This window comes from Escherichia sp. E1V33, assembly GCF_004211955.1.
Classification (GTDB): Bacteria; Pseudomonadota; Gammaproteobacteria; order Enterobacterales; family Enterobacteriaceae; genus Escherichia.
This window is the reverse complement of sequence record NZ_RHJI01000010.1, coordinates 180459-204301: the sequence shown is the minus strand read 5'-3', so window position 1 is coordinate 204301 and position 23843 is coordinate 180459. Positions and strand designations below refer to the sequence as shown.

General features: G+C 50.7%; 25 protein-coding genes. 17 read left to right on the top strand and 8 right to left on the bottom strand.

Annotated elements, in window-relative coordinates; all coding sequences use genetic code 11:
* Position 1: 1 nt before the first annotated feature.
* The 6 genes from cheB to flhe all read left to right on the top strand — a co-directional run bounded on the left by cheB (position 2) and on the right by flhe (position 5936).
* On the top strand, positions 2 to 1051 hold the full coding sequence (gene cheB, locus D9742_RS09105) for a protein-glutamate methylesterase/protein glutamine deamidase (RefSeq protein ID WP_130236691.1): 1050 nt from the start codon (positions 2 to 4) through the stop codon (positions 1049 to 1051).
* Between the two features lie 14 nt (positions 1052 to 1065).
* A complete protein-coding gene (gene cheY / locus D9742_RS09100) occupies positions 1066 to 1455 on the top strand; it encodes a chemotaxis response regulator CheY (RefSeq protein ID WP_000763855.1) in 390 nt (129 codons plus the stop codon).
* Between the two features lie 10 nt (positions 1456 to 1465).
* Positions 1466 to 2110 (top strand): protein phosphatase CheZ, encoded by a 645-nt coding sequence (gene cheZ / locus D9742_RS09095; protein WP_130236690.1) that lies wholly within the window; start codon positions 1466 to 1468, stop codon positions 2108 to 2110.
* A 214-nt stretch (positions 2111 to 2324) separates the two neighbouring features.
* Entirely contained in the window at positions 2325 to 3473 is a 1149-nt protein-coding gene (gene flhB, locus D9742_RS09090) for a flagellar biosynthesis protein FlhB (protein WP_130236689.1), read from the top strand.
* Positions 3466 to 5544: a flagellar biosynthesis protein FlhA gene (gene flhA, locus D9742_RS09085; protein ID WP_130236688.1), complete on the top strand. Its 2079-nt coding sequence runs from the start codon at positions 3466 to 3468 to the stop codon at positions 5542 to 5544. The genes flhB and flhA overlap by 8 nt, the downstream gene beginning before the upstream one ends.
* A complete protein-coding gene (flhe, locus tag D9742_RS09080; RefSeq protein WP_001259594.1) occupies positions 5544 to 5936 on the top strand; it encodes a flagellar protein FlhE in 393 nt (130 codons plus the stop codon). The genes flhA and flhe overlap by 1 nt, the downstream gene beginning before the upstream one ends.
* 121 nt (positions 5937 to 6057) lie before the next feature.
* Here the strand turns inward: flhe and D9742_RS09075 are convergent, their stop codons facing one another.
* The gene (locus D9742_RS09075) at positions 6058 to 6546 is read right to left on the bottom strand and encodes a lysozyme inhibitor LprI family protein (protein ID WP_053273937.1); all 489 of its coding nucleotides are present in this window, start codon (positions 6544 to 6546) and stop codon (positions 6058 to 6060) included.
* Between the two features lie 90 nt (positions 6547 to 6636).
* On the opposite strand from D9742_RS09075, the gene D9742_RS23400 reads away from it, so the two are divergent.
* Positions 6637 to 6696 (top strand): hypothetical protein, encoded by a 60-nt coding sequence (locus D9742_RS23400; RefSeq protein ID WP_240780472.1) that lies wholly within the window; start codon positions 6637 to 6639, stop codon positions 6694 to 6696.
* A 27-nt stretch (positions 6697 to 6723) separates the two neighbouring features.
* On the opposite strand, the gene argS is transcribed toward D9742_RS23400, so the two are convergent.
* Positions 6724 to 8457 (bottom strand): arginine--tRNA ligase, encoded by a 1734-nt coding sequence (gene argS, locus D9742_RS09070; RefSeq protein ID WP_044865144.1) that lies wholly within the window; start codon positions 8455 to 8457, stop codon positions 6724 to 6726.
* A gap of 215 nt (positions 8458 to 8672) precedes the next feature.
* Here argS and D9742_RS09065 point away from each other — a divergent pair, with 215 nt between their 5' ends.
* The 4 genes from D9742_RS09065 (at position 8673) to torZ (ending at position 13940) form a co-directional block, all read left to right on the top strand.
* Positions 8673 to 9239, top strand: coding sequence for a VOC family protein (locus tag D9742_RS09065; protein WP_130236687.1), 567 nt, complete (start codon positions 8673 to 8675; stop codon positions 9237 to 9239).
* A gap of 13 nt (positions 9240 to 9252) precedes the next feature.
* Complete coding sequence (gene cutC / locus D9742_RS09060) at positions 9253 to 9999, top strand: copper homeostasis protein CutC (protein ID WP_130236686.1); 747 nt, start codon at positions 9253 to 9255, stop codon at positions 9997 to 9999.
* Positions 10000 to 10385: 386 nt separating this feature from the next.
* On the top strand, positions 10386 to 11486 hold the full coding sequence (locus D9742_RS09055; RefSeq protein WP_130236685.1) for a NapC/NirT family cytochrome c: 1101 nt from the start codon (positions 10386 to 10388) through the stop codon (positions 11484 to 11486).
* Between the two features lie 24 nt (positions 11487 to 11510).
* Entirely contained in the window at positions 11511 to 13940 is a 2430-nt protein-coding gene (gene torZ / locus D9742_RS09050; RefSeq protein WP_130236684.1) for a trimethylamine N-oxide reductase TorZ, read from the top strand.
* Between the two features lie 164 nt (positions 13941 to 14104).
* Here torZ and cmoB read toward each other — a convergent pair whose 3' ends face one another.
* From cmoB to D9742_RS09025, 5 genes are read right to left on the bottom strand one after another with little or no spacing between them, the layout of a single operon-like run.
* Positions 14105 to 15076, bottom strand: a complete 972-nt coding sequence (cmoB, locus tag D9742_RS09045) for a tRNA 5-methoxyuridine(34)/uridine 5-oxyacetic acid(34) synthase CmoB (RefSeq protein WP_130236683.1) — start codon at positions 15074 to 15076, stop codon at positions 14105 to 14107.
* On the bottom strand, positions 15073 to 15816 hold the full coding sequence (gene cmoA / locus D9742_RS09040) for a carboxy-S-adenosyl-L-methionine synthase CmoA (RefSeq protein ID WP_064529282.1): 744 nt from the start codon (positions 15814 to 15816) through the stop codon (positions 15073 to 15075). The genes cmoB and cmoA overlap by 4 nt, the downstream gene beginning before the upstream one ends.
* Before the next feature lie 40 nt (positions 15817 to 15856).
* The gene (locus tag D9742_RS09035; protein ID WP_000252971.1) at positions 15857 to 16252 is read right to left on the bottom strand and encodes an MAPEG family protein; all 396 of its coding nucleotides are present in this window, start codon (positions 16250 to 16252) and stop codon (positions 15857 to 15859) included.
* A 52-nt stretch (positions 16253 to 16304) separates the two neighbouring features.
* Positions 16305 to 17123 (bottom strand): DUF72 domain-containing protein, encoded by an 819-nt coding sequence (locus tag D9742_RS09030; protein ID WP_130236682.1) that lies wholly within the window; start codon positions 17121 to 17123, stop codon positions 16305 to 16307.
* Entirely contained in the window at positions 17120 to 17686 is a 567-nt protein-coding gene (locus tag D9742_RS09025; RefSeq protein WP_000891620.1) for a hydrolase, read from the bottom strand. The genes D9742_RS09030 and D9742_RS09025 overlap by 4 nt, the downstream gene beginning before the upstream one ends.
* A gap of 310 nt (positions 17687 to 17996) precedes the next feature.
* On the opposite strand from D9742_RS09025, the gene aspS reads away from it, so the two are divergent.
* Genes aspS through ruvC form a run of 4 tightly spaced genes read left to right on the top strand, consistent with a single transcriptional unit; the run spans position 17997 to position 21539 of the window.
* Entirely contained in the window at positions 17997 to 19769 is a 1773-nt protein-coding gene (aspS, locus tag D9742_RS09015; protein WP_130236680.1) for an aspartate--tRNA ligase, read from the top strand.
* On the top strand, positions 19762 to 20214 hold the full coding sequence (gene nudB, locus D9742_RS09010) for a dihydroneopterin triphosphate diphosphatase (protein ID WP_130236679.1): 453 nt from the start codon (positions 19762 to 19764) through the stop codon (positions 20212 to 20214). The genes aspS and nudB overlap by 8 nt, the downstream gene beginning before the upstream one ends.
* Before the next feature lie 28 nt (positions 20215 to 20242).
* Complete coding sequence (locus D9742_RS09005) at positions 20243 to 20983, top strand: YebC/PmpR family DNA-binding transcriptional regulator (protein ID WP_000907234.1); 741 nt, start codon at positions 20243 to 20245, stop codon at positions 20981 to 20983.
* 34 nt (positions 20984 to 21017) lie between these two features.
* Positions 21018 to 21539: a crossover junction endodeoxyribonuclease RuvC gene (gene ruvC / locus D9742_RS09000; protein WP_001295503.1), complete on the top strand. Its 522-nt coding sequence runs from the start codon at positions 21018 to 21020 to the stop codon at positions 21537 to 21539.
* 1 nt (position 21540) lies between these two features.
* On the opposite strand, the gene D9742_RS08995 is transcribed toward ruvC, so the two are convergent.
* Entirely contained in the window at positions 21541 to 22104 is a 564-nt protein-coding gene (locus tag D9742_RS08995) for a YebB family permuted papain-like enzyme (protein ID WP_240780473.1), read from the bottom strand.
* Between D9742_RS08995 and D9742_RS23395 the strand changes: the two genes are divergently transcribed.
* A complete protein-coding gene (locus D9742_RS23395) occupies positions 22012 to 23061 on the top strand; it encodes a hypothetical protein (RefSeq protein WP_240780475.1) in 1050 nt (349 codons plus the stop codon). The two genes, D9742_RS08995 and D9742_RS23395, sit on opposite strands and share 93 nt — an antisense overlap.
* Positions 23062 to 23089: 28 nt before the next feature.
* On the top strand, positions 23090 to 23776 hold the full coding sequence (locus D9742_RS08985; protein WP_130236676.1) for a hypothetical protein: 687 nt from the start codon (positions 23090 to 23092) through the stop codon (positions 23774 to 23776).
* The last annotated feature ends 67 nt before the right edge of the window (positions 23777 to 23843 follow it).

The window sequence follows — 23843 nt, the reverse complement described above, 5'->3', positions numbered from 1 at the left end:
GATGAGCAAAATCAGGGTGTTGTCGGTCGATGACTCGGCACTGATGCGCCAGATCATGACAGAAATCATCAATAGCCATAGTGACATGGAAATGGTAGCGACCGCTCCCGATCCGCTGGTCGCGCGTGATTTGATTAAGAAATTCAACCCTGATGTGCTGACGCTTGACGTTGAAATGCCGCGCATGGACGGACTGGATTTCCTCGAAAAATTAATGCGTTTGCGACCGATGCCAGTAGTGATGGTTTCTTCTCTGACTGGCAAAGGTTCTGAAGTCACGCTGCGCGCGCTGGAGTTGGGGGCGATAGATTTTGTCACCAAACCGCAACTGGGGATCCGCGAAGGAATGCTGGCGTATAGCGAAATGATTGCCGAAAAGGTGCGAACAGCCTCAAGGGCGAGCCTTACTGCGCATAAACCGTTATCGGCACCGACAACGCTAAAGGCCGGACCGCTATTGAGTTCAGAAAAGCTGATTGCGATTGGCGCTTCAACAGGCGGCACCGAGGCGATCCGTCACGTATTGCAACCGTTGCCGCTTACCAGCCCGGCACTGTTAATTACCCAGCATATGCCACCCGGTTTTACCCGCTCTTTTGCCGACAGACTTAATAAGCTGTGCCAAATCGGCGTGAAAGAAGCCGAGGATGGAGAACGCGTCTTGCCGGGGCATGCCTATATCGCCCCGGGCGATCGGCATATGGAGCTGGCGCGTAGCGGCGCGAATTATCAAATCAAAATTCACGATGGCCCGGCTGTTAATCGCCATCGGCCATCGGTAGATGTGCTGTTCCATTCTGTGGCCAAACAGGCGGGCCGTAATGCGGTTGGGGTGATCCTGACGGGCATGGGCAGCGACGGCGCGGCAGGAATGTTAGCAATGCGTCAGGCGGGGGCATGGACTCTTGCGCAAAACGAAGCAAGCAGCGTGGTGTTCGGCATGCCGCGCGAGGCCATCAATATGGGTGGCGTCTGCGAAGTGGTCGATCTTAGCCAGGTAAGCCAGCAAATGCTGGCAAAAATTAGTGCCGGACAGGCGATACGTATTTAAATCAGGAGTGTGAGATGGCGGATAAAGAGCTTAAATTTTTGGTTGTGGATGACTTTTCCACCATGCGACGCATCGTGCGTAACCTGCTGAAAGAGCTGGGATTTAATAATGTTGAGGAAGCGGAGGATGGCGCCGATGCTCTCAATAAGTTGCAGGCGGGAGGATATGGTTTTGTTATCTCCGACTGGAACATGCCAAACATGGATGGACTGGAATTGCTGAAAACGATTCGCGCTGATGGCGCGATGTCGGCATTGCCGGTGTTAATGGTGACTGCGGAAGCGAAGAAAGAAAACATTATTGCCGCAGCACAAGCGGGGGCCAGTGGCTACGTGGTAAAGCCATTTACCGCCGCGACGCTGGAGGAAAAACTCAACAAAATCTTTGAGAAACTGGGCATGTGAGGATGCGACAATGATGCAACCATCAATCAAACCTGCTGATGAAAATTCTGCTGGCGATATCATTGCGCGCATCGGCAGCCTGACGCGTATGCTGCGCGACAGTCTACGGGAGCTGGGGCTGGATCAGGCCATTGCCGAAGCGGCGGAAGCCATCCCCGATGCCCGCGATCGTTTGTACTACGTTGTGCAGATGACTGCCCAGGCTGCGGAGCGGGCGCTGAACAGTGTTGAGGCTTCACAACCGCATCAGGATCACATGGAGAAATCAGCAAAAGCGTTAACCCAACGCTGGGATGACTGGTTTGCCGATCCCATTGACCTTGCCGATGCCCGCGAACTGGTGACCGATACACGGCAATTTCTGGCGGATGTGCCGACGCATACTGGTTTTACCAATGCGCAGTTACTGGAAATCATGATGGCGCAGGATTTTCAGGACCTCACCGGGCAGGTCATTAAACGGATGATGGATGTCATTCAGGAGATTGAACGCCAGTTGCTAATGGTGCTGTTGGAAAACATCCCGGAACAGGAGTCGCGTCCAAAACGTGAAAACCAGAGTTTGCTGAATGGACCACAGGTTGATACCAGCAAAGCCGGTGTGGTAGCCAGTCAGGATCAGGTGGACGATTTGTTGGATAGTCTTGGGTTCTGATGCGTATTGCCTGATGTGACGCCACCGCGTCACATCAGATCTTAAAGGTTGGATAAAGTGTTTATGCCGTATCCGACAAATATGGCACCATGTCAGATGTGTATGTGTAGTGGCAAAAGCCCTAAATCCCGCCTGTTTTACCCCTTACTCAAACCATTGAACTCTTTTCGCTCTGGCATCATTCACGCTTATTACTCTTTCCAGGATTGGCGATGTGTCTGACGAGAGCGACGACAAAACAGAAGCCCCCACACCTCACCGACTTGAAAAAGCGCGGGAAGAAGGGCAAATCCCGCGTTCCCGTGAGTTAACGTCGCTGCTGATTTTGTTGGTGGGCGTGTGTGTTATTTGGTTTGGCGGTGTGTCGCTGGCTCGTCGATTGTCGGGCATGCTCTCTGCGGGATTGCATTTTGATCACAGCATCATCAATGACCCGAACCTGATCCTTGGACAGATTATTCTGCTGATAAGAGAAGCTATGCTGGCACTGCTGCCGCTGATTAGTGGCGTGGTCTTGGTAGCGCTCGTTTCGCCAGTGATGCTGGGTGGGCTGGTATTTAGTGGCAAATCATTGCAGCCGAAGTTTTCCAAACTTAACCCGTTACCAGGCATTAAACGGATGTTTTCGGCACAAACCGGTGCGGAGTTACTAAAAGCGATACTGAAAACCATCCTGGTCGGTAGCGTGACGGGGTTTTATCTCTGGCATCACTGGCCGCAGATGATGCGCTTAATGGCAGAGTCCCCCATTACCGCGATGGGAAACGCCATGGATCTGGTTGGGCTATGCGCACTGTTGGTGGTGCTTGGCGTTATTCCGATGGTGGGATTTGACGTCTTTTTCCAAATCTTCAGCCACCTGAAAAAGCTGCGTATGTCGCGGCAGGATATTCGTGATGAGTTCAAACAAAGCGAAGGCGATCCCCATGTCAAAGGGCGAATTCGTCAGATGCAGCGAGCTGCGGCGCGGCGGCGGATGATGGCCGATGTGCCGAAAGCGGACGTTATCGTCAATAACCCAACTCACTACTCAGTGGCTTTGCAGTACGACGAAAACAAAATGAGTGCGCCAAAAGTCGTCGCCAAGGGCGCGGGGCTGGTGGCATTACGCATTCGTGAAATAGCCGCTGAAAATAACGTCCCGACCCTCGAAGCGCCGCCGCTGGCGCGTGCGCTGTATCGACATGCCGAAATCGGCCAACAAATACCTGGTCAACTCTATGCCGCGGTGGCGGAAGTGCTGGCCTGGGTCTGGCAACTGAAACGCTGGCGTCTGGCTGGTGGACAACGCCCTGTACAACCTACTCATCTTCCGGTGCCGGAAGCCCTGGATTTTATCAACGAGAAACCGCCCCATGAGTAATCTGGCCACGATGCTGCGCCTGCCTGCAAACCTGAAATCGACACAATGGCAGATCCTTGCCGGACCGATTTTGATTTTGCTGATTTTGTCGATGATGGTGCTGCCATTGCCTGCATTCATTCTCGACCTGCTGTTTACCTTCAATATCGCCTTGTCGATCATGGTGTTGCTGGTGGCGATGTTTACCCAGCGTACGCTCGAGTTTGCCGCGTTTCCGACAATCCTGCTGTTCACCACGCTGTTGCGTCTGGCACTTAACGTGGCTTCAACCCGTATCATTTTGATGGAAGGCCATACAGGCGCGGCGGCGGCAGGGAAGGTGGTCGAAGCATTTGGTCATTTTCTCGTTGGCGGCAACTTTGCTATCGGTATTGTGGTGTTCGTCATTCTCGTGATCATCAACTTTATGGTTATTACCAAAGGAGCCGGGCGTATCGCGGAAGTGGGTGCGCGCTTTGTTCTGGATGGCATGCCGGGTAAACAGATGGCGATTGACGCCGACCTCAACGCCGGATTGATTGGTGAAGAAGAGGCGAAAAAACGCCGTTCCGAAGTGACACAGGAAGCCGATTTTTATGGCTCAATGGATGGGGCAAGTAAGTTTGTCCGTGGCGATGCCATCGCCGGGATCCTGATCATGGTCATTAACGTTGTCGGCGGATTGCTGGTCGGCGTGCTGCAACATGGTATGAGCATGGGGCATGCGGCGGAAAGTTATACGCTATTGACCATTGGTGATGGTCTGGTGGCACAAATTCCGGCGCTGGTGATTTCTACCGCCGCGGGGGTCATCGTTACGCGTGTCAGCACCGATCAGGATGTTGGCGAGCAGATGGTGAATCAGCTTTTCAGTAACCCAAGCGTTATGTTGTTAAGCGCCGCCGTGCTCGGTTTACTCGGCCTGGTGCCTGGAATGCCGAACCTGGTATTTTTGCTGTTCACGGCGGGATTGCTCGGGCTGGCCTGGTGGATACGCGGGCGCGAACAAAAAGCGCCAGCCGAACCAAAACCGGTAAAAATGCCGGAGAATAATGCTGTAGTCGAAGCAACGTGGAACGATGTGCAGCTGGAAGATTCTCTGGGAATGGAAGTAGGCTATCGACTGATCCCGATGGTCGATTTCCAACAAGATGGCGAGTTGCTGGGCCGTATTCGTAGTATTCGTAAGAAATTTGCTCAGGAGATGGGGTTTCTGCCGCCGGTGGTGCACATTCGCGACAATATGGATCTGCAACCTGCACGTTATCGCATTTTGATGAAAGGCGTAGAGATTGGCAGTGGTGATGCTTATCCGGGGCGCTGGCTGGCAATTAACCCAGGTACCGCTGCCGGAACGTTACCCGGCGAGGCGACCGTCGATCCGGCTTTTGGTCTGAACGCTATCTGGATTGAAAGTGCGCTAAAAGAACAGGCGCAGATTCAGGGGTACACCGTGGTTGAGGCCAGTACGGTGGTGGCGACACATCTTAACCATCTCATTAGCCAGCATGCCGCAGAGTTGTTTGGCCGCCAGGAGGCGCAACAACTGCTGGATCGCGTCGCCCAGGAGATGCCAAAGCTGACGGAAGATTTAGTTCCTGGCGTCGTCACGCTCACCACGCTGCATAAAGTGCTGCAAAATCTGCTCGATGAAAAAGTGCCGATTCGCGATATGCGCACCATTCTCGAAACGCTGGCGGAGCATGCGCCCATTCAGAGCGATCCGCATGAATTAACTGCCGTCGTGCGCGTAGCGTTGGGGCGAGCGATTACCCAGCAGTGGTTCCCCGGCAAAGATGAAGTCCATGTTATTGGCCTCGACACGCCGCTGGAACGTTTGTTATTGCAGGCGTTGCAGGGTGGGGGCGGGCTGGAGCCAGGTCTGGCGGATCGTTTGCTGGCGCAAACTCAGGAAGCGCTATCCCGTCAGGAGATGCTGGGTGCCCCGCCAGTATTGTTGGTGAACCACGCACTGCGACCGTTATTATCTCGCTTCCTGCGCCGCAGTTTGCCGCAGTTAGTGGTGCTGTCGAATCTGGAACTATCAGATAACCGACATATCCGAATGACGGCGACGATTGGTGGTAAATAATGAGAACCTTATTGGCTATGCTGTTGTTTCCGGTGATGGCGCAAGCCGCCGGGGAGGGGATGTGGCAGGCAAGTAGTGTAGGAATTACGCTAAATCATCGCGGTGAGTCGATGTCTTCTGCGCCTCTTTCTTCGCGACAACCTGCTTCAGGATTGATGACGCTGGTGGCGTGGCGTTATCAGCTTATCGGCCCGACACCAGCAGGACTGCGGGTTCGCTTGTGTTCACAATCTCGTTGTGTCGAATTAGATGGGCAGAGCGGAACCACCGTGGCCTTTTCCGGTATACCGACGGCAGAACCGTTGCGCTTTATCTGGGAAGTGCCTGGCGGTGGGCGGTTAATTCCGCCGCTAAGAGTACAACGTAATGAAGTGATTGTTAATTATCGCTGAAGGACAAATAAATATTACGTGCTCACGAGCATGTTTAATAAATTAGTGAAAAAGGCTCCATGTTTTGTTGCAATTACTTATCAGGAATAGCTTGCAACAAAACATGCCAGCAATATGTGAATTATCCTCTTGTTAAAGGGCTTGGATAAAAATCTTCAGAGTTACGGTATAGCTGCAACTGGCGAGTTCGCGTATTGGTCTGTATGATCATACAAGATAGCCATTCTGATTCAGAATAAGGGTTACTTAAATCCTGAACGTCCTCGTTTGAAAGGATTAATTCACATTCTTTGTCCCTAAAGTCCAGCCAGGCACGCTGTGATTTTTTAAGCAAGTTAAGTTGTTCGGTATCAGGTTTTTTTGCACCTGTGCGTGGCACTTGTTCTATATAACGATAAGCTTCACCATAGGCTTTATTTAATTGCGCATCGACGAGATTGTATTCTTGTCGCAGGCATGATTTGATCACGTTAATGTCAGTATCATCATCTGAATTTTTTTGCCAACAATCTTTTATGGCTGAAATGTCATGGTCATTGACTATAACCGTATCTTCTGCGTAAGCCTGGCAAGAGATAATGCCCAATGTTAATACAATAAATTTAAACACTGCTGTATTCCTTAAATTCAACCATTATCGTTTCCCTGGAGCTGGATATTACGCTTCTGGCCTCTTACTCAACAGCGTGAAAACAATGGCATGTCTATTTTCAGAATACATTTAGATGGTAATAAAAAAAGCCTGATCAGGTGCTGCTGATCAGGCTTTACTCTCACGAAAAATCGATTACATACGCTCTACAGTCTCAATACCCAGCGTATCCAGACCCAGCTTCAGCGTTTTCGCCGTCAGTTGAGCCAGTTTCAGACGGCTGTTACGCACTTCTTCGTTTTCTGCGCTGAGGATCGGGCAATGCTCATAGAAGCCAGAGAACAGACCGGCCAGATCGTACAGGTAAGCACACATCACGTGCGGGGTTCCTTCACGGGCAACCACAGTGAGCGTCTCTTCAAACTGCAGCAGGCGAGCAGCCAGTTGCGCTTCACGATCTTCACGAATGATTACCGGAGCTGCAGCCAGTTGTTCTTCAGTAATTTCCGCTTTACGGAACACGGACAACACACGCGTATAGGCATACTGCATGTATGGCGCAGTGTTACCCTCGAATGCCAGCATGTTATCCCAATCGAAGATGTAGTCGGTGGTGCGGTTTTTGGAGAGATCCGCATATTTCACTGCGCCGATACCCACGGCATTAGCCAGTTTTTCCAGCTCGTCAGCTGGCATGTCTGGGTTCTTCTCTGCTACCAGACGGCGTGCGCGTTCCAGTGCTTCATCAAGCAGATCGGCCAGTTTCACTGTACCACCCGCGCGGGTTTTGAACGGTTTGCCGTCTTTACCCAGCATCATGCCGAACATGTGGTGTTCCAGCGGCACTGATTCTGGCACGTAGCCCGCTTTACGGACGATAGCCCAGGCCTGCATCAGGTGTTGATGCTGGCGGGAGTCGATGTAATACAGCACGCGGTCAGCATGCAGTGTTTCGTAACGATATTTCGCACAGGCGATATCAGTGGTGGTATAGAGATAGCCGCCATCTTTCTTCTGAATGATAACGCCCATCGGTTCGCCTTCCTTATTTTTGAACTCATCAAGGAATACAACGGTCGCGCCTTCACTTTCTACTGCCAGACCTTTGGCTTTCAGGTCCGCCACGATACCCGGTAGCATTGGGTTGTACAGGCTTTCACCCATGACGTCATCGCGGGTCAACGTCACGTTCAGACGATCGTAGGTGATCTGGTTCTGCGTCATGGTGATGTCGACCAGTTTGCGCCACATCTCGCGGAAGTATTCGTCACCGCTTTGCAGTTTTACCACGTAGTTACGTGCGCGCTCGGCGAACTCTTCATCTTCATCGTAATGTTTTTTCGCGTCGCGGTAGAAACCTTCAAGGTCAGCCAGTTCCATTTCACCAGCGTTTTCCTGCTGCTGTTTTTCCAGCCACGCAATCAGCATACCGAACTGAGTACCCCAGTCGCCGACGTGGTTCGCGCGAATCACTTTGTGACCGAGGAACTCGAGGGTACGTACTGCCGCATCACCAATGATGGTGGAACGCAGGTGACCGACGTGCATCTCTTTCGCCACGTTCGGCGCAGAGTAGTCAACCACAATGGTCTGTTTTTCTGGCGTAGCAATACCAAGTCGATCGGACGCCAGCGCCTGTTGAACATGTTCAGCAAGGAATGCCGGATCAAGGAAAATATTGATAAAGCCCGGACCTGCAATCTCAACTTTGCTGGCGATACCGCTAAGATCCAGATGAGTCAGCACCTGCTCTGCCAATTGTCGCGGTGCCATACCCAGTTTTTTAGCAACTGCCATCATGCCGTTAGCCTGATAGTCGCCGAACTGAACTTTTGCTGACTGGCGAACCTGCGGTTCGCAATCCGCAGGCGCGCCTGCCGCAATCATGGCCTGACGGACTTTTTCTGAGAGAAGAGCCTGAATATTCACCGGAATACCTTACATTGATGAAGCGAGCAAAAATTGCCCGCACCAGTTAAAGAAATTAGGGCGGGAGTATACTGCAAATGGCTGTTTTCGTCAGCAACGTGCGCGCGGCGCATTGCCGTTTTTACTATTGCATCGGGTACTGCACGAAATCAGCGGTTGGTTGGGGAAGGGCAACAGGGTAAATTAACGCTTTTACTGAAAGACGAAGAGTGATTATGGCGAACTGGCAATCTATCGACGAGTTGCAGGATATTGCAACAGATTTACCGCGATTTATCCATGCATTAGACGAACTTTCCCGTCGTCTGGGTCTGGATATCACCCCGCTGGCTGCCGATCACATTTCTTTGCGTTGCCATCAAAACGCTACCGCTGAACGCTGGCGTCGCGGGTTTGAACAGTGCGGCGAACTCCTGTCAGAAAATATGATCAATGGCAGACCAATTTGTCTGTTTAAATTGCACGAACCGGTGCAGGTTGCTCACTGGCAATTTTCCATTGTTGAGTTACCGTGGCCGGGAGAAAAACGTTACCCGCACGAAGGTTGGGAGCATATCGAAATCGTTCTGCCGGGCGAGCCAGAAACGCTGAATGCCCGCGCGCTGGCGTTGCTTTCTGATGAAGGACTTAGCCTGCAGGGGATCTCGGTTAAAACCAGTTCACCAAAAGGCGAGCATGAACGATTACCGAATCCGACACTGGCAGTTACCGACGGCAGAACAACCATTAAGTTTCATCCGTGGTCCATTGAAGAGATCGTCGCCAGTGAACAGTCGGTGTAATTAAGGAGCAAAAATGGCATTACTGGAAATTTGCTGTTACAGCATGGAATGCGCACTAACGGCGCAGCAAAATGGCGCCGACAGAATCGAGCTGTGTGCGGCACCGAAAGAAGGGGGCTTAACGCCGTCGCTGGGGGTGCTTAAATCCGTGCGCCAGAAGATAACGATTCCCGTGCACCCTATCATCCGCCCGCGCGGTGGTGATTTTTGCTACAGCGACGGTGAGTTTGCCGCCATTCTTGAGGATGTTCGTACTGTCCGCGAATTAGGCTTTCCGGGGCTGGTGACGGGCGTTCTGGATGTTGACGGTAATGTCGATATGCCACGAATGGAAAAAATAATGTCCGCTGCCGGTCCGTTGGCCGTTACGTTTCATCGCGCGTTCGATATGTGTGCTAACCCATTAAACACACTGGATAATCTTGCACAATTAGGCATTGCCCGGGTACTGACTTCCGGGCAAAAATCAGACGCTCTGCAAGGTTTATCAAAAATTTTGGAACTTATTGCCTATGGTGATACTCCAATCATCATGGCCGGAGCAGGAGTCCGTGCAGAAAATCTGCACCATTTCCTCGATGCCGGAGTGCTGGAAGTCCATAGCTCCGCGGGAGCGTGGCAAGCCTCACCGATGCGTTATCGTAATCAAGGATTGTCCATGTCATCAGATGCACACGCGGACGAGTATTCGCGTTATGTCGTAGACGGGGCGGCGGTTGCTGAAATGAAAGGAATCATTGAACGCCATCAGGCCAAATGATTTTTACCGTTGCATCATGTCGCCCAATATGATGCTTGCTCGTACCAGGCCCCTGCAATTTCAACAGGGGCCTTTTTTTATCCTCTGGCAGTACAAATAATGAACGATTATCCAGGCGTGTTGAGCTGGTAACAGTGCGCAAATCGGTGGGCTAAAAATGTCTTATATATTCATAATAATTATGTAATTTAAATTATCAAAACTGGCAAACATATATCAGAATAACGAGTGAGTTCTTCTTTAATAATTAATGATTAAGTTGTAATAAATCATATTTTTTATCGATTATTTCAGGCAGTGTTGTGCCGAATTTAGTGAGTTATTAATTCGTTGTATATTTAATTATATAATGATTTCGATGTCCTGGAATTTAATTAGAGGAATCTATGCGAGGGAAAAAACGCATTTGGTTATTTTTTCTGCTGATAGCAGTGGTGGTTGGTGCTGGCGGTTTATTACTGGCACAAAAAGCGTTACACAAAACATCGGAAACAGCATTTTGTCTTTCCTGCCACTCAATGAGCAAACCGTTTGAGGAATATCAGGGAACCGTCCACTTTTCCAATCAAAAAGGCATACGTGCCGAATGCTCTGATTGTCATATTCCAAAGTCAGGGATGGATTATTTATTTGCTAAATTAAAAGCATCTAAAGATATTTATCATGAATTTGTTAGCGGCAAAATAGACAGTGACGAAAAGTTCGAGGCCCACCGTCAGGAAATGGCCGAAACAGTATGGAAGGAATTAAAAGCATCGGATTCTGCAACGTGCCGTAGTTGCCATTCTTTTGATGCGATGGATATTGCATCGCAAAGTGAATCTGCGCAGAAAATGCATACCAAAGCGCAAAAGGACGGTGAAACGTGTATTGATTGTCATAAAGGGATTGCCCATTTCCCGCCAGAAATAAAAATGGATGACAACGCGGCGCATGAACTGGAAAGCCAGGCCGCCACTTCAGTGACCAATGGCGCACATATTTATCCTTTCAAACCTTCCCGCATAGGTGAACTGGCCACTGTGAATCCTGGCACCGATCTCACGGTTGTTGATGCCAGCGGCAAACAGCCGATCGTCCTGCTGCAGGGTTATCAAATGCAGGGCAGTGAAAACACGCTCTACCTGGCGGCAGGTCAACGGCTGGCGCTAGCCACATTAAGTGAAGAAGGTATCAAGGCGCTCACGGTAAACGGGGAATGGCAGGCTGACGAATACGGCAATCAATGGCGTCAGGCGTCTTTACAGGGTGCGCTTACCGATCCCGCATTAGCGGACCGTAAACCGCTATGGCAATACGCTGAAAAACTTGACGATACCTATTGCGCTGGTTGTCATGCCCCTATTGCCGCCGACCATTACACCGTCAATGCGTGGCCGTCCATTGCCAAAGGAATGGGAGCACGAACCAGCATGAGCGAAAACGAACTGGACATTTTAACGCGGTATTTCCAGTACAACGCCAAAGATATTACCGAGAAACAGTGATCCTCGTTGATCAGGGAGGAAGTTATGACATTAACAAGACGTGAATTTATTAAACACAGCGGTATTGCCGCTGGAGCGCTGGTGGTGACATCGGCAGCACCGCTACCCGCATGGGCAGAAGAGAAGGGCGGAACAATACTCACCGCGGGTCGTTGGGGAGCGATGAACGTAGAAGTGAAGGACGGTAAGATTGTTTCTTCTACAGGCGCGCTGGCGAAGACCATCCCGAACTCGTTACAGTCGACGGCGGCGGATCAGGTACACACTACGGCGCGTATTCAGCATCCGATGGTGAGAAAAAGCTATCTCGATAATCCACTGCAACCGGCAAAAGGTCGTGGCGAAGACAGTTACGTCCAGGTGAGCTGGGAACAGGCATTAAAACTGATTCATGAGCAACACGATCGCATCCGCAAGGCCAACGGTCCTTCGGCCATTTTTGCCGGATCTTACGGCTGGCGCTCTTCTGGTGTGTTGCATAAAGCGCAAACCTTACTACAACGTTATATGAACCTGGCGGGCGGTTATTCCGGGCATAGTGGCGATTACTCTACCGGGGCTGCGCAGGTGATCATGCCGCACGTCGTCGGTTCTGTGGAGGTCTATGAACAGCAGACTTCCTGGCCACTGATTCTGGAAAACAGTCAGGTGGTGGTGTTGTGGGGCATGAACCCGCTTAATACCTTAAAAATTGCCTGGAGCAGTACCGATGAACAAGGGCTGGAATACTTCCATCAGCTGAAGAAATCGGGCAAACCGGTGATTGCCATCGACCCTATCCGTTCCGAAACAATCGAGTTCTTTGGCGATAACGCGACCTGGATCGCGCCGAATATGGGGACCGACGTGGCGCTGATGCTAGGCATCGCGCATACCCTGATGACACAAGGTAAGCACGATAAAGCCTTCCTTGAGAAATACACCACCGGTTATCCGCAGTTTGAAGAGTATCTGACTGGCAAGAACGATAATACGCCGAAGAGCGCGGCCTGGGCGGCGGAAATTACTGGCGTACCGGAAGCGCAGATAGCCAAACTCGCTGAACTGATGGCAGCGAATCGCACGATGCTGATGGCAGGCTGGGGGATCCAACGCCAGCAATACGGAGAACAGAAACACTGGATGCTGGTGACGCTGGCGGCGATGTTAGGGCAGATTGGTACACCGGGCGGCGGTTTTGGTTTCTCTTATCATTACTCCAACGGCGGCAATCCGACGCGAGTTGGCGGCGTACTGCCGGAAATGTCTGCGGCTATATCCGGACAGGCAAACGAGGAAGCTGATGATGGCGGAATGACGGCGATTCCGGTCGCGCGTATTGTCGATGCGCTGGAAAATCCTGGCGGCAAATATCAGCACAATGGTAAAGAGCAAACGTACCCGAATATCAAAATGATCTGGTGGGCTGGTGGTGGTAACTTTACCCATCACCAGGATACTAATCGTCTGATTAAAGCCTGGCAGAAACCGGAGATGATCGTCGTTTCTGAGTGCTACTGGACGGCGGCAGCTAAACACGCGGATATCGTATTACCGATCACCACATCGTTCGAGCGCAATGATCTGACGATGACCGGCGATTACAGTAACCAACATATTGTGCCGATGAAGCAGGTTGTCGCTCCGCAATTTGAAGCACGCAACGATTTTGACGTGTTTGCCGACCTTGCGGAATTACTGAAACCAGGCGGAAAAGAGATCTATACCGAAGGTAGAGATGAAATGGCGTGGCTGAAATTTTTCTATGATGCCGCTCAGAAAGGTGCGCGTGCGCAACGCGTCACCATGCCGATGTTTAATGCCTTCTGGCAGCAAAATAAATTGCTTGAAATGCGCCGCAGCGAGAAGAATGAGCAGTTCGTTCGCTATGGCGATTTCCGCGCAGATCCGGTGAAAAATGCGCTGGGTACACCAAGTGGCAAAATTGAAATCTACTCAAAAACGCTGGAGAAATTTGGCTATAAGGATTGCCCGGCACACCCGACCTGGCTGGCTCCTGATGAATGGAAAGGCACCGCCGACGAGAAGCAGTTGCAGCTTCTGACCGCACATCCGGCACATCGTTTACACAGTCAGCTTAACTATGCGGAACTGCGTAAAAAATATTCGGTTGCCGATCGTGAACCGATCACTATTCACACGGAAGATGCTGCCCGCTTTGGTATTGCGAATGGTGATCTGGTGCGAGTCTGGAACAAACGCGGTCAGATCCTGACAGGCGCCGTGGTGACTGACGGGATTAAAAAAGGCGTGGTATGCGTGCATGAAGGCGCATGGCCGGATCTGGAAAATGGCTTGTGTAAAAACGGCAGTGCGAACGTGTTAACGGCGGATATCCCCAGCTCGCAGCTGGCAAATGCCTGTGCCGGTAACTCTGCGCTGGTGTATATCGAAAAATATACGGGCAATGCGCCGAAGTTAACGGCGTTTGATCAGCCAGCTGTTCAGGCATAAGATGCGGGTAGCGCCCGGAAACGGGCGCTGAGGTTATGCAAACGTAAAGCTGCCCGATGCGCTATGCTTATCAGGCCTACATAGTCCCTGCAATATATTGAATTAGCAAGGGTTTGTAGGCCGGATAAGGCGTTCACGCCGCATCAGGCAGTAATACCAGACCTTTACGGCTTGCGCGCAATCAGTACCGCGCGTTTAGGCGCAGGATAACCTTCCACGGTTTTACTCGGATCATGCGGATTAAGAAAATCAGCCAGTGATTCTGTGACCATCCATTCGGTGCGTCGCTGCTCTTCTGTAGTGGTAACGCTCACATCCGCAATACGGATATCAACAAAACCACACTTCTTCAGCCAGTTTTTTAACGCCAGGGCCGACGGGATGAAATAAACATTACGCATTTGTGCGTAACGGTCGCCCGGCACCAGCACGGTGTTTTCGTCACCATCGACAACCAGCGTTTCCAGCACCAGTTCGCCTTCATTTACCAGTTGATCTTTCAACTGCCACAGATGTTCCAGCGGTGAACGACGATGGTAAAGAACGCCCATCGAAAAGACGGTATCAAAGGCTTTCAGTGCCGGAAGTTGTTCAATGCCTAACGGCAGCAGATGCGCTCGTTGATCGTTACCCAACAGTTTACGCACTGCTTCAAACTGGCAGAGGAACAGTTGCGTAGGGTCGATACCCACCGCCAGATGCGCGCCTGCGCCAATCATGCGCCACATGTGATAGCCGCTGCCGCAGCCGACATCAAGAATGGTGCGCCCGGTCAAATCAGAAAGGTGTGGCAGAACACGATCCCATTTCCAGTCGGAACGCCATTCGGTATCGATGTTGACACCATACAGCGAGAACGGCCCTTTGCGCCACGGCATCAGGTTACGCATGAGTGTTTCAATGCGCTTAATCTGCCCGGCGCTCAGTGGCTCTTCGCTTTCTGCCGTCACGCTATGCAGTAAATCAAGACGATACGGTTTAATTTCAGGCAGAAACTCCACCGCATTTGACCACTGCTTAAACAGCCCGTGCTGCTGCTCGCGCTGCCAACTGGCAATCTGAGCAGGCAGCGTTTCCAGCCAGTGTGAAAGATGATTTTTGGCAATCAGAGAATAAAAGTTACCAAAGTCGATCATGCAGCGTCCTCTGCTTTTAATGCCACCAGCGAACCAAAGTTAAAGCACTGGAACCATAGTTCGCTATGTTCAAAACCGGCTTGATGCAGACGTGCTTTATGGGTTTCAACGGAATCAGTCAGCATTACGTTTTCCAGCATGCTGCGTTTCTGGCTGATCTCCAGCTCACTGTAACCATTGGCACGTTTAAAGTCGTGGTGCATGTTGAACAGCAGCTCTCCGACTTTGGCATCTTCGAAACTGAATTTTTCGGACAGCACCAGTGCGCCGCCAGGATTCAGACCTTGATAAATTTTATCCAGTAATGCCTGGCGCTCGGCGGGTTCCAGGAATTGCAGGGTAAAATTCAGTACCACCATCGACGCGTTTTCAATGGCAATATCACGAATATCACCTTCAATAACGTCAACAGGCGTAGGCGCTTTATAGGCGTCGATATGACGGCGGCAGCGTTCAATCATTGCCGGGGAATTGTCGATGGCGATAATTTTGCAATTATCATGATGAATGTTGCGACGCACCGAGAGCGTCGCCGCGCCCAGAGAACAGCCCAGATCGTAAATCTGCGTACCCGGTTGAACGAAGCGTTCGGCTAACATACCAATCATTGAAATAATATTGGAGTAGCCGGGAACGGAACGTTGGATCATATCCGGGAAGACTTCAGCTACCCGTTCATCAAAGGTCCAGTCGCCCAGTCTGGCGATAGGAGCAGAAAATAGCGTGTCGCGGTGAGACATAACGTAAAAATCCGGGAAAAAGAAAGTGGCGTATTGTGCGCTAACGTAGGGAGAAAACCAACTCCCAGGGCATATACCAAAGATTCGCCAGCACCATCAGCAACAGCGCACACCAGGTGGCGCTCATACCAGAACGTCGCCAGCGAAACAGACGATGATGGAAACCGTAATAATGCATCAGACGACCTGCGAGCAAAACGATGCCGCAAATATGCACCATCCAGGTTTCAGCACCATTCATTTCCATAAATAGCATCAATACAATCGCGATGGGAATATATTCCACCGCATTGCCATGAATACGAATAGCGCTTTGTAGTTCGCTAAAACCGCCGTCGCCATAGGCAACGCGATACTGCATTCGCAGGCGAACAACATCAAAAGAGAACTTCATTAATAACAACGCACCTAAAACGGCATACAGCGCGCTTACCATACAAACTCCCTTTAAAATGGCCGATGGCACTTGTCTATGATAGGTGGCAAATTCAGAAAAGAGAAGATTGCTGTGGAATAGCCGGAACTGCTCCGATCTCTGGAAGCGTTTTACGTAAGTCTTCCCACAGGGTATGTACCAGTTCCGGGGCCTGGGCAATATCTGGCGTATGTAAAAAAAGATAAGGCGTAGTGGTCTGATGCCACTGCGCTAATTTTTGTAACCAGACCTGAAATAATTCCCGGTTTTGCGTCATATCATCACTACCGATAAAACGGATCAGCGGATTTGTCGCCGTCAGTACAGCATGTACCGGAACTTTAGGTTTTTTTCGCTGGGCGTCGCGAATGGCTGCATTATGCGGACGTGCAGCATGAACCGGACGGCTGTCTAAAATTACCCGATTAACCCCACGCTGATGCAAACCGCGGTTAAGGGATTGTTCCTCTTCCCCTTTGGTGAAAAATTGCGGATGGCGCACTTCCACTCCATAGGTAAATTCACCAGGAAGAGAATCGAGAAAATGCCAAAGCGCTGGTAGATCCTGCGGGCCGAAGGTGGCGGGCAGTTGCAGCCAGTATTGACCAATACGCGGTGCTAACGGTGCCATGCGGGTCAAAAATTCACTGGCTAAATCATCACAATGACGCAATGCTGCCTGATGAGAAATGGTCGCAGGAAACTTAAAACAGAAGCGGAAATCATCCGTGGTCTGCTCGCGCCAGCGCAGGACAACATCTGGCTTCGGTAGGGCGTATAGCGTGGTATTGCCCTCCACGCAGTTAAAGTGGCGGGCATACTCTTCCAGGCTGGTTATCCCCAGACGCACCCATTTAGGATGCGACCATTGTGGCAGACCGATGTAAATCATAACGCGTGGAGGATCTCTTCCACGCTGCGCACACGGGCGATGCGTGGGTAGATATGGTTGATGCTGTTGTTGTGCTGTTCCGCGCTGGCGGCGCTACAGGCATCTTCGGCAATCACCAGATTAAAGCCCAGCTCCCAGGCATTGCGGGCAGTGGACTCAACGCCAATATTGGTTGAGATCCCACATAACACTATTGTATCGATACCCCGGCGGCGTAATTGCAACTCCAAATCCGTACCGTAAAATGCACCCCATTGACGTTTGATGATTTCAATATCGCTGTCAGTTGCACCTAACGCTGCGGGATGTTGCCACCAGTTTTCGGGTAACACTTTAGCCGGTGAGGGGGCATCAACCGGTTGTTTTAATGCTTCGGCGTAATCGGCAGACCAGCCAACGCGTACCAGAAACACGGGCTGACCGCTCGCGCGAAATTTCGCCGCCAGCTTCCCGGCGCGATTAACCACCTCATCGGCAGTATGCGGACCACCGGCAAAAGGTAAGATGCCTTCTTGTAAATCGATCACCACTAGCGCAGTGGTTTTAGCATTAAGTTCAAGCATGATCACTCCTGACAAAACAAAATCGTGCCTCTCACCTTAATGCGATTAGCCGATGGCAGAACGACAAATTTTGTTAATTTTTATGTGTTCGGGCAACACCTTTATAGCAAACAGGCGTAGAGTCTGAATCCAGGCCTGATATAAAGTAGTATCGAGTCGTTCCTGAACGGGCCAGACTCTTACGGTGCGGCAGAATTTCCAGTATAATAGCCGCCTTTTTTCATTCAGTTGTGACATACAGCTAACGCTGCGACTTAGGTCACCTGCGCAGCAGGGGACATCCGCCGGCAGCTAAGTTAAGGGATATCTCATGCGTACAGAATATTGTGGACAGCTCCGTTTGTCCCACGTGGGGCAGCAGGTGACTCTGTGTGGTTGGGTCAACCGTCGTCGTGATCTTGGTAGCCTGATCTTTATCGATATGCGCGACCGCGAAGGTATCGTGCAGGTATTTTTCGATCCGGATCGTGCGGACGCGTTAAAGCTGGCCTCTGAACTGCGTAATGAGTTCTGCATTCAGGTGACGGGCACCGTACGTGCGCGTGACGAAAAAAATATCAACCGCGATATGGCGACTGGCGAAATCGAAGTGCTGGCTTCCTCGCTGACCATCATCAACCGTGCAGACGTTCTGCCGCTTGACTCCAACCACGTCAACACTGAAGAAGCGCGTCTGAAATACCGCTATCTTGACCTGCGTCGCCCGGAAATGGCTCAGCGCCTGAAAACCCGCGCGAAAATCACCAGCCTGGTGCGCCGTTTTATGGACGACCACGGTTTCCTCGACATCGAAACGCCGATGCTGACCAAAGCCACGCCGGAAGGCGCGCGTGACTACCTGGTGCCTTCTCGTGTCCACAAAGGTAAATTCTACGCGCTGCCGCAGTCTCCGCAGCTGTTCAAACAGTTGCTGATGATGTCTGGTTTTGACCGTTACTATCAGATCGTTAAATGCTTCCGTGACGAAGACCTGCGCGCTGACCGTCAGCCTGAATTTACTCAGATCGATGTGGAAACTTCCTTCATGACCGCGCCGCAAGTGCGTGAAGTGATGGAAGCGCTGGTGCGTCATTTGTGGCTGGAAGTGAAGGGCATTGATCTGGGTGATTTCCCGGTAATGACCTTTGCGGAAGCTGAACGCCGTTACGGCTCCGACAAACCGGACCTGCGTAACCCGATGGAACTGACCGACGTTGCCGATCTGCTGAAATCCGTTGAATTCGCGGTATTTGCGGGTCCGGCGAACGATCCGAAAGGCCGTGTTGCCGCTCTGCGTGTTCCGGGTGGCGCATCGCTGACCCGTAAGCAGATCGACGAATACGGTAACTTCGTTAAAATCTATGGCGCGAAAGGTCTGGCTTACATCAAAGTTAACGAACGCGCGAAAGGTCTGGAAGGTATCAACAGCCCGGTAGCGAAGTTCCTTAATGCGGAAATCATCGAAGCCATCCTGGATCGTACTGCCGCGCAAGATGGCGATATGATTTTCTTCGGTGCCGACAACAAGAAAATTGTTGCCGACGCGATGGGCGCACTGCGTTTGAAAGTGGGTAAAGACCTTGGCCTGACCGACGAAAGCAAATGGGCGCCGCTGTGGGTTATCGACTTCCCGATGTTTGAAGACGACGGTGAAGGCGGCCTGACGGCAATGCACCATCCGTTCACCGCGCCGAAAGACATGACGGCGGCAGAGCTGAAAGCTGCACCGGAAAATGCGGTGGCGAACGCTTACGATATGGTCATCAATGGTTACGAAGTGGGCGGTGGTTCAGTGCGTATCCATAATGGTGATATGCAGCAGACGGTGTTTGGCATTCTGGGGATCACCGAAGAGGAACAGCGCGAGAAATTCGGCTTCCTGTTGGACGCTCTGAAATTCGGTACCCCGCCGCACGCAGGTCTGGCATTCGGCCTTGACCGTCTGACTATGTTGCTGACCGGCACTGACAACATCCGTGACGTTATCGCCTTCCCGAAAACGACGGCAGCAGCGTGTCTGATGACTGAAGCACCAAGCTTTGCTAACCCGACAGCACTGGCTGAGCTGAGCATTCAGGTTGTGAAGAAGGCTGAGAATAACTGATATGACTTATAAGCGTCCCGTTTCTATTCTGGTGGTCATCTATGCACAAGATACGAAACGGGTGCTGATGTTACAGCGGCGTGATGATCCCGATTTCTGGCAGTCGGTCACCGGCAGCGTGGAAGAGGGGGAAACCGCGCCGCAAGCTGCCATGCGCGAAGTAAAGGAAGAGGTCACCATTGATGTTGTCGCTGAACAACTGACCTTAATTGACTGTCAGCGCACGGTGGAGTTTGAAATTTTTTCACATTTACGTCATCGCTATGCGCCAGGTGTGACGCGTAATACGGAATCATGGTTCTGCCTTGCGCTACCGCACGAGCGTCAGATCGTTTTCACTGAACATCTGGCCTACAAGTGGCTTGATGCGCCTGCTGCGGCGGCGCTCACCATGTCCTGGAGCAACCGGCAGGCGATTGAAGAGTTTGTAATTAACGCTGCCTGAACAGGCAGGGCTATTTGGAGATATTTTTATGGCAGGTCATAGTAAATGGGCCAACACCAGACATCGTAAAGCTGCGCAGGATGCTAAGCGCGGTAAAATCTTCACTAAAATCATTCGTGAGCTGGTAACCGCGGCGAAGTTGGGCGGTGGCGATCCGGACGCTAACCCGCGTCTGCGTGCAGCAATTGATAAAGCACTGTCTAACAACATGACCCGTGACACGCTGAACCGCGCAATTGCACGTGGTGTGGGCGGTGATGATGATGCGAACATGGAAACCATCATCTACGAAGGTTACGGTCCTGGCGGCACGGCAATCATGATTGAATGTCTGTCTGACAACCGTAACCGTACCGTTGCTGAGGTGCGTCACGCATTCAGCAAATGTGGCGGTAACCTGGGTACTGATGGTTCCGTAGCCTATCTGTTCAGCAAAAAAGGCGTGATCTCCTTCGAGAAAGGCGATGAAGACACCATCATGGAAGCAGCGCTGGAAGCGGGTGCTGAAGACGTTGTGACCTATGATGACGGCGCGATTGATGTCTACACTGCATGGGAAGAAATGGGTAAAGTTCGCGACGCTCTGGAAGCGGCAGGTCTGAAAGCAGACAGCGCGGAAGTTTCCATGATCCCGTCCACCAAAGCTGATATGGATGCAGAAACCGCACCGAAACTGATGCGTCTGATCGATATGCTGGAAGATTGCGACGACGTGCAGGAAGTTTACCATAACGGTGAAATCTCTGATGAGGTTGCAGCGACTCTCTGATGAGGCCTGCTAAACAGCAAAACGGAGACGCGTGATGGCTATTATTCTCGGCATTGATCCGGGTTCGCGCGTGACCGGCTATGGCGTCATCCGCCAGGTGGGCAGGCAGCTGTCCTACCTGGGTAGCGGATGCATACGCACCAAAGTGGATGATTTACCGTCTCGTCTGAAGCTCATTTATGCGGGCGTGACGGAAATCATCACCCAGTTCCAGCCTGATTATTTCGCAATCGAACAAGTCTTTATGGCCAAAAATGCCGACTCGGCCCTGAAACTGGGGCAGGCGCGCGGCGTGGCAATTGTGGCGGCGGTGAATCAGGAATTGCCGGTATTTGAATACGCGGCACGTCAGGTAAAGCAAACGGTGGTAGGTATTGGTAGTGCCGAAAAAAGCCAGGTGCAGCATATGGTCCGCACCTTGCTGAAATTACCTGCTAATCCACAGGCGGATGCCGCCGATGCGCTGGCGATTGCCATCACCCACTGCCATGTCAGCCAGAATGCGATGCAGATGAGCGAATCGCGGCTGAACCTGGCGAGAGGGCGACTGCGTTAAGTTATACCGCCTCGGTCAGTTCAGGCTGAGGCGTTTCTACTCTCTCCGCATGAATCAACACCAAACCCGGATGATGCCACAAACTGGCTGGTGTTACGGTTTTACGCTCCCACGGAATAGAACCTAAAAACCAGAATTTCCAGAAAGTGAGTTTTGCATTCGGATTGCTGTTTAGCAGTTCTCCAAACGTCTCTATTTCACCCACCGGAATACATAACGCCTCTTTATAAATATCAAAAACGAATTTTGAGCAGAACTGGCGGGAAGATTCGTATTTAAAGCCGGTGTGGTAGAGCTTATGCAACCGTCCGGGGACCTTTTCGACCAGAGCAAGTTTTTGCTCTGCGGTTAAACCTCCAGTGAGGCGGCGAACACCGTAGCGTTGAGCGGTCGACCGCTCAATAAATCGTGATAAAGTCGTGATTGTGGAGAGCGGAACTCGACTCTCCGCAACCAGGTAATCATCACCGTCATGTCCGATGATTATCCCCACATGGTTGCTCCAGCATTTCGAAGCTGCAGAGATTTGCCCAAACAGGCGAGCACCGATGCAGGTAAAAACAATATCTCCGGTTTCATATTTGGCAGGGTAATTTATTTTCACTATATCAATCCATTATTTATATATGAAATAGCATCTATCTTTCGTGCTGGTAAAGAATTAGCATTGTATTGTAATAATGACAAGGAATGTTTTATGCGGTTATTTATTAATGTGATAATTATAGTTTCGATCAGTCAATGCGTGAATATATTTGCTCAAGATAATGTCATCCGCTATCCCTGGCGTTATGGACGCATTTCTTTAAATGAGAACAATGAGTTTGTGCCTCAAATTATTCATATAAGTGATGATATCTACGGCGTGGGTGAAGCTGGTGCAAGCCTTAACGATGCGAGAATGGCGCAAAGTGGTGTCACCGTGAGGCTTAGCGTTATACAGCAGGGGCAGATGGTGAATGCTTTACTGGATTTCTACAATAGCAATAATCAACCTGCTTATATATTTGAAGGTGGTTTGATGCCTTGCAATAAAGCCTTTGACATCACAACAAGCAACATTGTCCTTGATGGGATGTGTGGAATTTATGATGGGGTCGATGGCTGGCAAGTTATTCCTGCTGGTGAGCATTATAAAGAATCATTTTCACTCACTCAGGCTTTTGAATTTCTGCCGGGAAAACATCGTTATATAATTAATGCCGGAAGTTTTATCATCAGAGCGGGGGATGATATTTTTGCAAGAGAAGATGCCGAAAGCATTCTTTTTGATTTGATTAACTGGCGATATGGCGATGCGCTAAAAAGTTATGAAAGGGTGTCAAAGTGGGATTTAATGGCTGGGACTTATGCACTGCCTGAATACTCCGGGACTAAAAGAATGGATGAGTATCGGATTTACTCAAACCAGGTTTCGATTGATCTTAATGGTGACGAGTTAGCGCATACGGAATCTTATCAGTGGCGAATTGATAGCGGAATGATCCCAGAAAAATTTAATGTGCAGGGGTTGGGCGAATGAAAGCATTCACTCAATGAAGGATTAATGGATGAGAAGCTTTCTGACGCGCAGCACTGGCATTATCTTCTTTTTATTCACTCAGTTCGTTATCGCGAGCTATAACGCCTTATTTAGCGATCTCGTCGAAGCTAACGCCGCCGCTTTTGTCATAATGCCCGGAACAATATCGCTGCTTTATCTGTTATTGCCCTTTAACACCTTCTGCTGGGGATATCGATTGGGATGTATGGCGATATCGATACTTCTTACGTGCATCGCCAATCAGTGGCATCTGGTTGATGGCAATAAGGAATGGGTACTGATAGCACAAGTGGCATTGTTTATGACATGTATGGGGCTCAGGAGAACGGCTCATCGCAAACGTTATCTCTCGGTAGCAGCGTTGCTTTTCATCTTATGCGCAATGGGTGTTACCTGGCAGTACTGGCTCGAAAGTCAATTTCATAACGTAAATGTGTGTATTGTTGATGATGGACGCAGTTGCGGTGCAAGTGGGCGCTGTTATCAGTACTATGCCGCCAACAGGTGTGATACCAACAAGGTTATTATACCTTCGTTATTTGAGTCTGAAGAATACGTCAATATCTGGTATAGCTTATCAGAAGGGATCCCGGTTATAAATTTTGAAGGAATGAAAGGCAAGTCAGAGCATTACTTTTTGTGTGGTATGTCGCTGGAATATCGAAACCCGATTGGCAGAATACAGTGCAATTAGTATTCATCTAGTGCGCAGGTTACCCAAATAGAACCACTGCACATCAACTTTTGTTTCATCCCTCGCT